The 13,749-nt window shown below is 64.1% G+C and carries 15 protein-coding genes; 6 read left to right on the top strand and 9 right to left on the bottom strand.

Annotation, left to right across the window (positions count from 1 at the left end; all coding sequences use genetic code 11):
- Positions 1-68: 68 nt before the first annotated feature.
- On the bottom strand, positions 69-884 hold the full coding sequence (locus AB431_RS03655; RefSeq protein WP_047333046.1) for an acyl-[acyl-carrier-protein] thioesterase: 816 nt from the start codon (positions 882-884) through the stop codon (positions 69-71).
- 121 nt (positions 885-1,005) lie between these two features.
- Here AB431_RS03655 and ramB point away from each other — a divergent pair, with 121 nt between their 5' ends.
- Both ramB and AB431_RS03645 read left to right on the top strand, forming a co-directional pair.
- The gene (gene ramB, locus AB431_RS03650; protein WP_047328798.1) at positions 1,006-2,430 is read left to right on the top strand and encodes an acetate metabolism transcriptional regulator RamB; all 1,425 of its coding nucleotides are present in this window, start codon (positions 1,006-1,008) and stop codon (positions 2,428-2,430) included.
- Positions 2,430-2,966: a carboxymuconolactone decarboxylase family protein gene (locus tag AB431_RS03645; protein WP_047328797.1), complete on the top strand. Its 537-nt coding sequence runs from the start codon at positions 2,430-2,432 to the stop codon at positions 2,964-2,966. Before ramB ends, AB431_RS03645 begins: the two co-directional genes overlap by 1 nt.
- 54 nt (positions 2,967-3,020) lie before the next feature.
- Here AB431_RS03645 and AB431_RS03640 read toward each other — a convergent pair whose 3' ends face one another.
- Genes AB431_RS03640 through adh form a run of 6 tightly spaced genes read right to left on the bottom strand, consistent with a single transcriptional unit; the run spans position 3,021 to position 7,555 of the window.
- A complete protein-coding gene (locus AB431_RS03640) occupies positions 3,021-3,290 on the bottom strand; it encodes a hypothetical protein (protein WP_047328796.1) in 270 nt (89 codons plus the stop codon).
- Positions 3,287-4,681: a dihydrolipoyl dehydrogenase gene (gene lpdA, locus AB431_RS03635; RefSeq protein WP_047328795.1), complete on the bottom strand. Its 1,395-nt coding sequence runs from the start codon at positions 4,679-4,681 to the stop codon at positions 3,287-3,289. The genes AB431_RS03640 and lpdA overlap by 4 nt, the downstream gene beginning before the upstream one ends.
- Positions 4,682-4,685: 4 nt before the next feature.
- Entirely contained in the window at positions 4,686-5,240 is a 555-nt protein-coding gene (locus AB431_RS03630) for a hypothetical protein (RefSeq protein WP_047328794.1), read from the bottom strand.
- Positions 5,233-5,511 (bottom strand): putative holin, encoded by a 279-nt coding sequence (locus AB431_RS03625; protein ID WP_047328793.1) that lies wholly within the window; start codon positions 5,509-5,511, stop codon positions 5,233-5,235. The genes AB431_RS03630 and AB431_RS03625 overlap by 8 nt, the downstream gene beginning before the upstream one ends.
- A 29-nt stretch (positions 5,512-5,540) precedes the next feature.
- Entirely contained in the window at positions 5,541-6,032 is a 492-nt protein-coding gene (locus AB431_RS03620; protein ID WP_047328792.1) for a DUF779 domain-containing protein, read from the bottom strand.
- Complete coding sequence (adh, locus tag AB431_RS03615) at positions 6,032-7,555, bottom strand: aldehyde dehydrogenase (RefSeq protein ID WP_047328791.1); 1,524 nt, start codon at positions 7,553-7,555, stop codon at positions 6,032-6,034. Before adh ends, AB431_RS03620 begins: the two co-directional genes overlap by 1 nt.
- Before the next feature lie 65 nt (positions 7,556-7,620).
- On the opposite strand from adh, the gene AB431_RS03610 reads away from it, so the two are divergent.
- From AB431_RS03610 to AB431_RS03595, 4 genes are all read left to right on the top strand, one after another.
- Positions 7,621-9,612, top strand: a complete 1,992-nt coding sequence (locus tag AB431_RS03610) for a prolyl oligopeptidase family protein (protein ID WP_047328790.1) — start codon at positions 7,621-7,623, stop codon at positions 9,610-9,612.
- A 70-nt stretch (positions 9,613-9,682) separates the two neighbouring features.
- Positions 9,683-9,982, top strand: coding sequence for a DUF2563 family protein (locus tag AB431_RS03605; RefSeq protein ID WP_047328789.1), 300 nt, complete (start codon positions 9,683-9,685; stop codon positions 9,980-9,982).
- Positions 9,979-11,502 (top strand): hypothetical protein, encoded by a 1,524-nt coding sequence (locus AB431_RS29395; protein WP_052960177.1) that lies wholly within the window; start codon positions 9,979-9,981, stop codon positions 11,500-11,502. Before AB431_RS03605 ends, AB431_RS29395 begins: the two co-directional genes overlap by 4 nt.
- 2 nt (positions 11,503-11,504) lie before the next feature.
- Complete coding sequence (locus AB431_RS03595) at positions 11,505-11,846, top strand: hypothetical protein (RefSeq protein ID WP_047328788.1); 342 nt, start codon at positions 11,505-11,507, stop codon at positions 11,844-11,846.
- A gap of 87 nt (positions 11,847-11,933) precedes the next feature.
- On the opposite strand, the gene AB431_RS03590 is transcribed toward AB431_RS03595, so the two are convergent.
- The gene (locus AB431_RS03590; RefSeq protein WP_047328787.1) at positions 11,934-12,902 is read right to left on the bottom strand and encodes a DUF2889 domain-containing protein; all 969 of its coding nucleotides are present in this window, start codon (positions 12,900-12,902) and stop codon (positions 11,934-11,936) included.
- A gap of 2 nt (positions 12,903-12,904) precedes the next feature.
- Positions 12,905-13,744, bottom strand: coding sequence for a hypothetical protein (locus AB431_RS03585; RefSeq protein ID WP_047328786.1), 840 nt, complete (start codon positions 13,742-13,744; stop codon positions 12,905-12,907).
- Between the last annotated feature and the right edge of the window lie 5 nt (positions 13,745-13,749).

Below are 13,749 nucleotides of genomic sequence, written 5' to 3'. Positions count from 1 at the left end.
GTTCAGAAGTTACCGTCCAGTAGCGGGTTTCCGCTGGTCAGTACGCCCGTACTGTTAAACCGCGGACCTCAGAGCGCGAAGATCGACGCGACGGCTTTGACCTCTTCGCCGACGACGTATGTGAGCGTTCTAACAGTCCGATCCGCGAGCTCGGGGCCGAATTTGTCGGTCGAACCGGATGGATACACGTGCAGAAGGATCTCGAGCTTGTCGCCGAACGCCACCGGCGCATCGTGCTCGATCGTGACTCGCAGGGGCGCCTCGAGCAATTCGGGGTGCGGGGCCAGGAACTCCTCGACCACCTTCCAGTACACCGAATTGTTGACGTGATCGAAGAGGTCGATGTCGCTCACCCGAATCGGGAAATCGCGGATCTCATTGGCGTCGTGCCGGGAGCCTGCGCTCAGATAAGCCTTCCACCGAAGCCGGTTGACGTCGGTGGTGCGCTGCAGCCCTTCCAGGAAGTCGTCGGCGATGCGGGCCGGCCCCTGTGTCTCGCGATTGATGTTGATCCAGAAGGCTTCCGACTCGATCAGTCCGCCTTTGCGGCCGTCGATGCGGACACGCATCTCACACCAGCGATTCGAGGTGCCGGAGCACCAGCGACGTAACCGGAGCATCTCCGGGTATTCGAGCGGCCGGATCAGGTCGACCATGGTGCGCCGGACGATCCACAACGGATGCGTCTCCTCGTGGCCCATCTCGCGCAGCTGGTCCTGGCCGATGTCCTGGATATGGCGGCAGGCGGCATCCAGGCGGAGCCTGCCCACGCGGTCGATATCGCCGACACGAAGGGGCCATTCGCGGCCGAAGACGTCGGGATGCGGGTCGGGAACGGGCATCAACACCTTGGCCAATCCGGTGTTGGTGATGCTGGTGGTCATGTCGCTGTGGTCCTTCCCATCCCGTCCCAGCGCGATCATGCCAAAGGCCCTGTCCAAAACCAACCAGCCTGCGTTGCCAACGCTGCGAAGCATCCTTCGCAGGCCTGGGTAGGCTGGACGCGTGGCGAAGACGTTCGTCGGCTCCCGGATACGACAGCTGCGCAGCGAACGCGGATTCAGCCAGGCCGCGCTGGCCCAGATGCTGGAGATCTCGCCGAGTTATCTCAACCAGATCGAGCACGATGTGCGACCGCTGACCGTCGCGGTTCTGTTGCGCATCACCGAGGTGTTCGGCGTGGACGCCACGTTCTTCTCGTCCGAGGACGACACCCGGTTGGTGGCCGAGCTTCGCGAAGTGACGATGGATCGCGACCTCGACCTCGACGTCGACATGACCGAAGTCGCCGACATCGTCGGCACCCACCCGGCGATCGCCCGCGCGATCGTCAATCTGCACCGCCGCTACCGGATCACCACTGCCCAGCTCGCGGCGGCGACCGAGGATCGGTTCAACCTCAACACCGGCGGCAGCGGCTCGGCGTCGATCTCGATGCCGCATGAGGAAGTCCGCGACTACTTCTACCAGCGGCAGAACTATCTTCATGAACTCGACACCGCCGCTGAGGATCTCACCATCCGGATGCGGATGCACCGGGCGGAGTTGTCGCGGGAGTTGGCCGACCGCCTCACCATGGTGCACGGCGTGCACATCATCCGCCGCGTCGACATGGGCGACACCGTGCTGCACCGTTACGACCCCGTCGCACGCACACTGGAAATCAGCAATCATGTGTCGTCGGGCCAGCAGGTCTTCAAGATGGCCACCGAGCTGGCATACCTGGAATGCGGGGACTTGATCGACAAGCTGGTCGATGAGGGCAAGTTCACCAGCGAGGAGTCGCGCAAACTGGCCCGGCTCGGGTTGGCCAGCTACTTCGCGGCGGCAACGGTGTTGCCCTACGGGCAGTTTCACTCCATGGCGGAGAGTTTCCGTTACGACATCGAACGGCTGTCGGCGTTCTATCAGGTCAGCTATGAAACGATCTGCCACCGGCTCTCGACGCTGCAGCGGCCGTCCATGCGCGGCGTTCCGTTTTCGTTCGTCCGGGTGGATAAGGCCGGCAACATGTCGAAGCGGCAGTCCGCCACCGGTTTTCACTTCTCCTCCGCCGGCGGCACCTGTCCGCTCTGGAACGTCTACGAGACGTTTTCGAACCCCGGCAAGATTCTCGTCCAGATCGCTCAGATGCCCGACGGGCAGAACTACATGTGGGTGGCGCGGACAGTCGAACGCCGGGCTTCGCGTTACGGTCAGCCGGTCAAGACCTTCGCGATCGGACTGGGCTGCGAAATGCGGCACGCCAGCCGACTCGTGTACTCCAAAGGGCTGGACCTGTCCGCGGATAGCGCGACACCGATCGGCGCCGGCTGCCGGGTGTGCGAACGCGACAACTGCCCGCAGCGCGCTTTTCCGGCATTGGGCCGGGCGCTGGATCTCGACGAGCACCGCAGCACGGTGTCGCCTTATCTGGTCAAGGAGTCTTGATGGGTCAACGCATTCCGCCCGGCAGCCGGCGCGAACTCGGCGTACTCAACTGGGGCATCTCCCGGTTGGGCGCACGGTCGATCAGGGCTCCCCACATGCATCTGTTCGAGGTGCTGGGCCAGCACAAGCTGCTGTTCCTGTCGTTTCTGCCGTATTCGGGCGTGCTGCTGAACTGGGGCAAGCTGCCCAAGCGGGACAAGGAGTTGGTGATCCTGCGAGTGGGCCACCTGCGCGGTTCGGAGTACGAACTGCAGCAGCACCGCAGACTGGCCCGCAGCCGCGGGGTCGATTCGGCCTTGCAGGACAAGATCTTTGCCGGCCCCGCCGCCCAGGGCCTGACCGATCGTCAGCGCGCCCTGCTCACGGCGGTCGACGAGTTCGTGCTGAACCGCGACCTGTCCGACGAGGCGTTCACCGACTTGTCGACACATCTGACCCGCGAGCAGGTGATCGAATTCTGCGCCCTGGCAGGGCATTACGACGCTATTGCCGCTATTCTGGCGACGCTGCGGGTGCCGATGGACTTCCCCGACTAGAGGTGGGACCGGCGCCCGCCTGGCACGTCCCTGCCGATCAGCTGAGAGAAACGGCTATAGATAGGTGACGCCCAGAACGATCAGGGTGAAGATCACCGGTGAGACCGGCACACAGCCCAGGAACGCCGCCCACCTGGAGTTCTTGCGCTGATAATTCCGCCACGCCAGATAGCCGATCACTGCGGCCAGCACTGCGATCACCGCGGACAGGATCAGCACCCAGAAGCTGACATCTTCTCCGTCGGTGGCCAGGGAAATACCAACCAGCCACAGGATGTGGCCGAGCACAAGTCCGCCGATGCCGGCGATCAGTGTCGGCCTCAAAAGTTGATCATGTGGCCGGCGAGACCGTGGAAGCATTCCTGGAGAGCCTCCGACAGTGTCGGGTGGGTGTGCACATTGCGGGCCAACTCGTTGGCGGTCAGGTCCCACTTCTGGGCCAGGGTCAGCTCCGGCAGCAGCTCGGAGACGTCAGGCCCGATCAGGTGCCCGCCGAGCAGCTCCAGGTGCTTCTTGTCGGCAACCAGCTTCACGAACCCGGTGGGGTCGGCCAGGCCGTGCGCCTTGCCGTTGGCGGTGAACGGGAACTTCGCAACGACGACGTCGTAACCCTCGTCGCGGGCCTGCTCCTCGGTGAGACCGAAGCTGGCCACCTGCGGCTGGCAGAACGTCGCGCGCGGCATCATCCGGTAGTCGCCGAATGCCAGCGTCTCGGCGCCGGCGATGGTCTCGGCGGCCACCACACCCATCGCCTCGGCCACATGCGCCAACTGCAGCTTGGCGGTGACGTCGCCGATCGCGTAGATGTGCGGGACGTTGGTGCGCATGTAGTCGTCGATCCCGATCGCCTTGCGGTCGGTCAGCTCGACTCCGGCCTTGTCCAGACCGAATCCTTCGACATTGGGTCCAAAACCGATGGCCTGCATCACCTTTTCGGCTTTGAGCTCTTCGGTCTTGCCGTCCTTGCTGACGGTGACGGTGACGGTCGATCCGTCGTCTTCGATCTTCTCGACCTTGGTGCCGGTGAGGATCTTCACGCCGAGTTTCTTGTACCGCTTCTCGATCTCCTTGGAGACCTCGGCGTCCTCGTTGGGCAGCGCCCGCGGCAGGAACTCGACGATGGTGACGTCGACGCCGTAGTTCTTGAGAACGTAGGCGAACTCCATGCCGATGGCGCCGGCGCCGGCGATGACGATCGACTTCGGCAGCTCCCGCGACAGGATCTGCTTTTCGTAGGTGACGACGTTCTCCGACAGCGACGTACCGGGAACCAGGCGGGTGCTCGATCCGGTCGCGATGATCGCGTTGTCGAACTCGAGCTTCTCGGTGCCACCCTCGTTGAGATCGACCTCGATGCTGTTCGGTCCGGTGAACTTCCCGTAGCCGTGGATCTCGGTGATCTTGTTCTTCTTCATCAGGAAGTGGACGCCGGCGACGCGGCCGTCGGCGACCTTGCGGCTGCGATCGAACGCAGCTCCGTAGTCGAACGTGGCCTCGCCGCTGATGCCGAACGTCTTGGCCTCTTTGGTGAAGATGTGGGCCAGCTCCGCGTTGCGCAGCAACGCTTTCGAGGGGATGCAGCCGACATTGAGGCAGACCCCGCCCCAATACTTGGGTTCGATGATCGCGGTGTTCAGTCCGAGCTGGGCGGCGCGGATAGCCGCGACGTACCCGCCAGGGCCGGCTCCGAGGACGACGACGTCATAGTGAGTCACGACCTCAGCTTATCGTCGGGCGGGCGATCCATTCGAAGTAGTAGGCGCCGTGTAGCAGCGCAGCGGTGGCCACCGAGGCCAGTGGCGCCGACATCAGGGCGATGGCCAGCGCTGTTAGCGATGGACGGTTCTGCACCATGGACATCAGCATGCTGCCCACCGAGCAGACGATCAGGTAGATCAGCACGCAGAAGACCGCCGGGGTCTTGTGCAGCGAGGTGTACCACCAGAAGTAGAAGCCCAGGCCGGCTGCCGCGGCCAGCACCCAGACCGCGGCCACGAGGAACACGAACTGCCACCGCTTCACGTGTTGGTAGGCGCCCTCGACCGCCTTCGACGCGGGAGGCACGACGACCGGTTCGGCATGCGGGATCCCGTCGAGCGGGCGCAGGAACGCGTCGGTGTCGAAATGCTCCAACTCGCTGAACGCGATGGACTCCTCCGAGACCTCCGCCTCGGGTTCATCCGTCAGCGACCTGAGCACGTCAGGATGCGGGCCGGTATCGAAGATCGGGGCGTGATGGGGCTCGGTCGACGGAAGGGACGTTTTTTCACCCACTGGACACCACCTGAACGAGAACCAACGCCCCCAGCCAACCTGGCGCCATCGCCAGAATGAACGCCCCCACCGTCGTGATCCAGCGCCGGCCGGAGAACAGGATCAGCAACATTCCGATGACGCTCGGGACAGCCACCACCAGGCCGACGACCAGATCGGGGCGAATCGGCGTCTTGACCAGCAGGGTGGCCACGACCGCCGCAATCAGACCGGTCACCGTGCCGACCAGCAACGCACTTGTGAGCAGCCATGCCCGGGGCAGGGGTATCACCCTTTTGAGGGTACTTGCAGTCGCCCGGACTATTGCTGAACGACTCCGGCGCGCCGACCAGGGATTGCACATGCGTCGGCAGCCTCGGCGACCACCAGATCGAGGCGTTCGGTGGGGCGCGCGCCACGCTCGTAGTCGGCTCCGGTCAGTACAGATTCGCTGGCCAGCAACTGGTTTTCGGCGTCGGTGAAGGCCCGGCCCCGGCTCAGAAAGCGCATGCCCTCGGGGGCTTCCAGGCTGAAGCCGCCGCCGCGACCGGGCACGACGTCGATGACCAGCTGGGTGTGCTTCCAGGTTTCGAATTGCGGGCCGGAGATCCACACCGGGGCGCCTTCGAGCACCCCGAGCAGCACGTCACGGTCGCCGACGATGAAGTCACCGTCGGGGTAACACATCGGCGAGGAGCCGTCGCAGCAGCCGCCGGACTGGTGGAACATCACCGGCCCGTGCCGTTGCTGCAGGCTGTGCAGGAGCTCGGCGGCCGCCGCGGTGATCAGTGCCCGCGGCGGCGCATCACTCATCAGAAGAATCCTTGGGCTTTGTTGGAGTAGGAGACGAGCAGGTTCTTGGTCTGCTGGTAATGGTCGAGCATCATCTTGTGGTTTTCCCGGCCGATGCCGGACTGCTTGTAGCCGCCGAACGCCGCGTGCGCGGGATAGGCGTGGTAGCAGTTGGTCCAGACCCGGCCGGCCTTGATATCGCGGCCCGCGCGGTAGGCGGTGTTGCCGTCGCGGCTCCACACCCCGGCCCCCAACCCGTAGAGGGTGTCGTTGGCGATGCGGATCGCGTCGTCGTAATCGGTGAACGACGTCACCGACACCACCGGCCCGAAGATCTCCTCCTGGAAAATCCGCATCGCGTTGTCGCCGGTAAAGATCGTCGGCTGCACGTAGTAACCGCCATTGAGATCGCCACCCAACTCGGCACGTTCCCCGCCGGTCAGGATTTGAGCGCCTTCGCTCTTGCCGATCTCGATGTAGGACAAGATCTTCTCCAACTGATCGTTCGAGGCCTGCGCCCCGATCATCGTCTCGGTGTCCAAGGGATCACCCTGGCGCACCGCCTTGGTGCGGATCGCCGCCATCGCCAGGAACTCGTCGTAGATGTCGGACTGAATCAGGCTGCGCGACGGGCACGTACACACCTCACCCTGGTTGAGGGCGAACATCGTGAAACCCTCCAACGCCTTGTCCTGATAGTCATCGTTGGCGGCCATCACATCGGAGAAGAAGATGTTCGGGCTCTTGCCACCCAACTCCAACGTGACCGGGATCAGGTTCTGGGAGGCGTACTGCATGATCAACCGGCCGGTGGTGGTCTCCCCGGTGAACGCGATCTTGGCGATCCGGTTGCTCGAGGCCAGCGGCTTGCCGGCCTCCACCCCGAACCCATTGACCACGTTCAACACCCCCGCCGGCAGCAGATCGGCGATCAACGAGATCAGGTACAGCACCGAGGCCGGGGTCTGCTCGGCCGGCTTGAGGACGATCGCGTTACCCGCGGCCAGTGCCGGCGCGAGTTTCCAGACCGCCATCAGGATCGGGAAGTTCCAGGGAATGATCTGCCCCACCACCCCGAGTGGCTCGTGGAAGTGGTAGGCGACGGTGTCTTCATCGATCTGCGACAGGGCGCCTTCCTGAGCGCGGATCGCGGCGGCGAAATAACGAAAGTGGTCCACCGCCAACGGAATATCGGCATTCAAGGTCTCACGGATCGGCTTGCCGTTATCCCACGACTCAGCCAACGCGATCGACTCCAGATTGGCCTCGATACGGTCAGCGATCTTGTTCAGAATGACCGACCGTTCCCCCGCCGAGGTCTTGCCCCAGGCGGGGGCGGCGGCGTGCGCGGCATCCAACGCCTTCTCGATATCAGCGTCGGTGGAGCGCGCCACCTCGGTGAAGACTTCGCCGGTGACCGGCGTCGGGTTCTCGAAATACTGACCACCCGCGGGCGCCACCCACTCACCACCGATGAAGTTCTCATACCGAGCCTGAAAAGACATGGCAGACCCCGAAGCACCGGGGCGGGCGAAAACAGTCATGGCAGACTCCTCGTCGATCCGACGTGTAACACAGCTCACACTACCGCTGCCCGCAGAATGGACACATGGCCGACGACCCCTACCTCTGGCTCGAAGACATCGCCGGCGAGGACCAGCTCGACTGGGTGCGCAAGCACAACGATCCGACCGTCGCGGAGTTCAGCGGAGAGCTGTTCGAGCAGATGCGCGCCGAGGCCCTGGAAGTGCTCGACACTGATGCGCGCATTGCATACGTGCGCCGGCGCGGCGAGTATCTGTACAACTTCTGGCGCGACGCCGCCAACCCGAGAGGCTTGTGGCGACGGACCACGCTGAAGAGCTACCTGAGCGAGGATCCCGACTGGGACGTCATCGTCGACGTCGACGAGCTCGCGGCGGCTGACGGTGAGAAGTGGGTCTGGGCCGGCGCCGACGTCATCGAACCGGACCTCACGCGCGCACTGGTGTCGTTGTCGCCGGGCGGCTCGGATGCGGCGATCGTGCGCGAATTCGACATGGCGACGCGGCAATTCGTGGTCGGCGGGTTCGAATTGCCGGAGGCGAAATCACGGGTCTCGTGGGAGGACGTCGACACCCTGCTGGTGGGTACGGATTTCGGACCCGACTCGATGACCGAGTCCGGTTATCCCCGGATGGTGAAGCGGTGGCGGCGTGGCCAGCCGTTGGCCGAGGCGGAGACGGTGTTCACCGGTCCGGTCACTGACGTGGCCGTGGGGGCGTCAGTCGACCGGACGCCTGGGTACGAACGCACCCACGTGAGCCGAGCCGTCGATTTCTTCAACGACGAGGTGTACGAGCTCCGATCCGGTGAACTCATTCGCATTGACGCCCCGACCGACGCGAGCTTGTCGATTCACCGCGAGTGGTTACTGATCGAATTGCGCAGCGACTGGGATACCGGCACCGCGTCGTACCGGACCGGATCGCTGCTGGCCGCGAAATACGAGGAATTCCTCGCTGGCACAGCCGAATTGGCTGTCGTATTCGAGCCCGACGAACGTTCCAGCCTGCACCAGTACTCGTGGACGCTCGATCGGTTGCTGCTGGTGACACTCGTCGACGTGGCCAGCCGGGTGGAGGTCGTGACGCCGGGATCCTGGCTTCGGGAACCGGTCGTGGGCGTGGAGGGCAACACGGTGATCGTCGCCACCGATGAGCACGGCGACGAAATCTTCTTGGATTCCAGCGATTTCATCACGCCGTCACGACTGCTGTACGGCAGGGCAGGCGGAGAGCTGACCGAGATCAAACGGGCCCCATCGTTCTTCGACGCCGCGGACTTGGCGGTGTCCCAACATTTCGCAACCTCCGACGACGGCACGGCGGTTCCCTACTTCGTCGTCGGCCACAAACACAATCAGACCGCAGGCCCGACGCTGCTGGGTGGGTACGGCGGCTTCGAGGTGTCTCGCACCCCGGGTTACGACGGAGTGTTGGGTCGGTTGTGGCTGTCGCGGGGTGGTACGTACGTTCTGGCCAACATCCGGGGTGGCGGCGAGTACGGACCGAGCTGGCACACGCAGGCGATGCGCGAGGGCCGGCATAAGGTGGCCGAGGATTTCGCCGCGGTGGCAAGCGATCTGGTCGCCCGCGGGATCACCACCGTCGCGCAGCTGGGTGCTCAGGGCGGGAGCAACGGCGGGCTGCTGATGGGCATCATGCTGACGAAGTACCCGCAGCTTTTCGGCGCGCTGGTGTGCCAGGTTCCGCTGCTGGATATGAGGCGGTTTCATCTGCTGCTGGCCGGAGCATCGTGGGTCGCCGAGTACGGCGACCCGGACGATCCGCAGGACTGGGAGTTCATTTCGGAATACTCGCCGTACCAGAACATTTCCACCGACAAGCGGTATCCCCCGGTGCTGGTGACGACGTCGACGCGTGACGACCGGGTGCATCCCGGTCATGCCCGGAAGATGACGGCTGCGCTCGAAGCGGCGGGACATCCGGTCTGGTACTACGAGAACATCGAGGGCGGCCACGCCGGCGCGGCCGACAACGCCCAGACCGCCTTCAAGTCAGCGCTGAGTTACTCGTTCCTGCATCGCATGCTGGGGTGATTGGGTGAGTTGACCAGCGCGGATGACGTAGTACCCTCTAGCTGGCAGCTAACTCGTCAGGGGGTGTTCAGTGCAGGTCGACGTCGATGAGATGCGGTCGGGCGCAAACCGCTCGTACAACGCTGCCTCTTTTGCGATGGAGGGCGCCGACCAGCTGAGCCGTGTCAACCCGGCGTCGGGCATCTTCGGTGCGTTCCCGGCAGCGGAGTCGTTTCACGGCGCGCTGTCCGACGCGCACAGCAACCACATCCAGCGGCTACGCGACCACGAGAACCGACTTGGGGTCCTCGGCGATAAGGGCCACAAGACCGCGTCGGTGTTCGTCGAGATGGAGGAGCGCAACGCCGAGGCTCTGCGTTCGGTGCTGTGACCGAATACCCGAGCCTGGTCCACATCAGCGTCGGCGCCCTCATCGGTGAGGCCGGCGGTAATCCATGGAAGGTCGACGAGACGCTGCAGAGCGGAGACCCGGGAGCGATCGCCGACCTTGGCCGTGCGTTTTACAGCGCTGGTGCCTGCACGGCCGAGACATACACGGAGTTCGAACAGGCACAGCAGCGCTTCCGGGCGTCGTGGAACCGGGAGAACGGCGAGCATCCGATCAATGACAGCGCTGAGGTTCAGCGCGCCACCACGCGATTGATGGTTCAACGAGATCAGCTGCCCGCGATCGGTACAGACCTATCCAATATTGCCGCGAACCTGGCTGAAGCGCAGCGCTTTTCCGGCATGCAGGTGGAAACTCTCAACACCCAGTTGCACTACATCGACGCGCTGATCGATCAAGCGTTGGCCCACGATCAGGACACTTCGGCATTGGAGGACAATGCAATCGCCGCGACGTCCGGGGTGCTACATCAGGTGGAAGCCCTGCGTGACGACTACGGCACCAAGTTGGAGTCGTCGCTGACAGACCTGCGTGCCGAGCACGGCTACGATCCCGCGCCGATCGAGGACGTCGACGGTGACGGTGAGCCTGGATCCGAGCAGCGCGGGCGGGAGTCCACCGACTACTACGATGCAAACCAGCGCGCCAAGGATGAGGCACTGGTCAATAGCGACGGGCCGATGACTCAGGAAAAGGCCGATGCCGCAGCACGTTTGCGCGATTTCGCCACGGTGACGAATCCGGCGGCCAATACGGACGCGCGTCGGCTCGCGGGCGAACGACTCGACGATTTCCGCATGGCGCACTTTGTCGGGCCGTTACCGAAGGATCCTGTTCTGGGTGGAGATGCGCGAACACAGGCACAGAAGCGGCTAGACATGCAACGAAATTTGGAGCAGGGGCTTTACGGTCTGCCGCCGATGTCCGCTGACCAAGCGACACAGTCCCTAGACGAAGGAGACCAGTTCGGCCGCGTCGTCGCTGTCAAGCAGGCGATGAACGCCCTTACCAGCCAAGGCATGTCGGAGGATGGCGCTAAATCGGTGATCAGTGACTTGGTCCATAGAGTAAGCGATCTCACTGACTACACGGGTCCTGCATCCGCGGGCGTCGAAGCCTACGGCGAGCGGGTGCCCGGCGGGCGCCACGCGAAGCTGGAAGACCTGCTGTCACCGGCCGACGCGGAGAAGTGGGCACATATCGCCGGAAAAGTCGGACGAGTTGGTGACATCATTCAGCTCGGCTCTGCAATCACCGATCGCATCCAGGGCGAAAGCAATGAAGAGCTAGGCAGTGCCGTCGGCGGGTTCGCGGGTGGCTCTGCGGCCGCGTGGGGAGCCGCAGCCGTCGCCGGGTCCTTCACCGGCCCTTGGACGACGGCGGCGATCGTAGTGGCGGCCAGTGTGGTGGGAAGCAGTGCCGGCGAACAGGTTGGCGGTGGCATCGGGTCGCTTTTCGACCCAGCATTGAGGTCTACTGGCGGCGGTGGAGGGAGTTGGTAATCATGGCGCACACTTTGGCCTACGCCGGTCTGATCGCAATAATCGCGGGGGGAATTCTCAGCATGTTTCCGCTGTGGAAATCGGCGACTTTGTCGCCAGACTCGATCGAGCGCCGCGTGTACTGGATTGGGTGCACACTTGGTATCGCCCTGTTGTTCTGTTCTCAGATCCCCAACTGGGGCCAAGGAATGTTTTTCGCGCTCGGCACGGGTGTCGCCGTGCTGGCGATTGCATTCCAGTGGACCAACCACATCAAGATCAATGGCCGAGTCTATTCGGCCTTCAATAACAACCGTCGTCCCGACCGGCCGCCAGCACTGGCTCCCGAGAGTGCGGATGATTGACCGCTCGATACGGCTTGCGGGATCCGGTCGCCCGGCACTACGCCAAAGAGGACAACGAGTGCCCCTGGCGAGCATGGCAGCCGGAATCTAGCCGGCGGCAAGTAGCGCCTGCGCGTCGCTCAGCGACCGAAGCGTGTCGTTGAGATGGGTGCACGTCGAGATCCCGGTGAACTCGGTGCGGACTCGGTCGCGCACCTCGCCCACCGCCATGCCGACAAGTCGCCGCGCACTGGCCAAGGCACCCGGGCATTCCTGCCACGGCAGCACCCTTGCCTCGGCCGTCAGCTCCGAAATCGATTGCGAGGCAAGATCTATCTCGCCGACAACGGTGTACTCGTGCACGATTGTCTCGATGCCGTCGCCGTCGACGTGGGAGTCGCGGAAATGCGCGTCGAATGCGGCTGTCACGCCGCTTGGGAGAACGTCAAGCCTCCGCATCCGCCGCATACCGTGCGGGCGAAGCGGCTCCACGGGGTGTATCCCGTCAACGCCGAGCGATGGTGCGAGCGGCCCACGCACGCATGGCAAGAGCAGGTTGCGGCGGGTGAACTGGATGATCGAGGCGTCGGGAGCGAAGCCCGAGCAGACACCCGCCATATGGTCGGACATGGCATCCGGCACCGGCCACTCGACCCCGCCGGTGACATCGGCGTAGTGGGCACCGTAGCCCGTCACCAGCGACGCGCCGACCCAGTCGTCGAGCAGAAGGTACAGCGCGGGTGAGCGGGCGGTGGCGGTTCCGAGCAGTTCCCGGACCCTGGCACGAAAACCCTGCGCCACCCTTGCGCCAAGCAGCCGATTCAATCGTGGATCATCGCCGCTGATTTCGTCGATCATGCCATCGGTCAACCGTGCCAGCACGACGACGTCGTCGAGCACCTCCTGGTCGCCTGACGAATCCACCCGGATGTCACGGGCGCGCAGTTGTGCACGGGCCACCTGTGAGTTCTGCGGATGTGTGTCGATCGTGCTCGTCCGGCGAAGCGTGCCTGGGTGCAGCGGTGGCCACTCGGTGACGGGCTCCTGCGGGCCGACGATATCGGTGACGAACGGCATCTCTAACTCGACTTCGCCAAGCTCACCAGCAGAGACACGATCACCCCGATGATCACCAGACCTCCACCCACCACCAGCGTGATGTTCAGCCACTGATGCATGCTGTCCTGCGCCGTACCAACCATCACCTCGGCGATTCGCCGAATCTCACCAGATGAGTTGTCGAGCACCGTGTTCAGCCGACGCCGGCCGAATTCGATTGCCGCCCAGCCTGAAGCACCGACCAGCAGAGCCGACACGCCCAAACCCACCAGCATCTTGCCCCGACTCCGGGCTACGAACAGAGTCAGCAGGGCGAACAGTCCGGCCACGACGGCCGCGCCGACGCTGACCCACGGGCCAAAAGTCGCCACCGGACGCAACGCCCCGGGCCGCAATGCCGATGGAGCGTTGTCGGTCAACGGGATTGGCATCGAGGACGGCAGCGTGACGTTGTACTCGCTGAGCGTCTCCTTGAACGCAGCATCGGACAGCATCGGCGCGACGTCGATCACCCAGCGGCCCTGCGAATCGACAGTCGAACGAACCCGGTCGGTGAACAGCCATCGGTGCGCGAATCGATTCGCCTGGGCGAACTGGCCCGGGAACGTCGAACTCGCGGTGTAGGCGGCAGCGACCAGGCTCACCGTCTGTGTGTTCACGCCGGTGCCCAATCGGCCCACCTGTGACGTCAACTCCGAGGCCATCGCCGACTGCAGCCCGGGATCGGCCGCCGCCTTTTGCGCCAGCGCTGCGTAGCCGTCTTCGTCGACCAGATGCTGCTGCACCCATGCCGCCGGCAGCGCGACCGCCAACAAGAGCGTCGTGACGAGCCACATCAGTAGCGTCGCCGCGAACCGCACGCGTC

Source organism: Mycobacterium sp. EPa45, assembly GCF_001021385.1.
In the GTDB taxonomy this organism is placed as follows: Bacteria; Actinomycetota; Actinomycetes; order Mycobacteriales; family Mycobacteriaceae; genus Mycobacterium.
The sequence above is the reverse complement of the archived record's forward strand: the minus strand, read 5'-3'. Positions and strand labels throughout refer to the sequence as shown.

Coding starts and splice junctions, on each gene's coding strand:
- adh (WP_047328791.1), bottom strand. CDS start 7,555: ATGACTGTTTTCGCCCGCCCCGGTGCTTCGGGGTCTGCCATGTCTTTT.
- AB431_RS03610 (WP_047328790.1), top strand. CDS start 7,621: ATGGCCGACGACCCCTACCTCTGGCTCGAAGACATCGCCGGCGAGGAC.
- AB431_RS03595 (WP_047328788.1), top strand. CDS start 11,505: ATGGCGCACACTTTGGCCTACGCCGGTCTGATCGCAATAATCGCGGGG.
- AB431_RS03645 (WP_047328797.1), top strand. CDS start 2,430: ATGGGTCAACGCATTCCGCCCGGCAGCCGGCGCGAACTCGGCGTACTC.
- AB431_RS03655 (WP_047333046.1), bottom strand. CDS start 884: ATGACCACCAGCATCACCAACACCGGATTGGCCAAGGTGTTGATGCCC.
- AB431_RS03590 (WP_047328787.1), bottom strand. CDS start 12,902: ATGCCGTTCGTCACCGATATCGTCGGCCCGCAGGAGCCCGTCACCGAG.
- AB431_RS03620 (WP_047328792.1), bottom strand. CDS start 6,032: ATGAGTGATGCGCCGCCGCGGGCACTGATCACCGCGGCGGCCGCCGAG.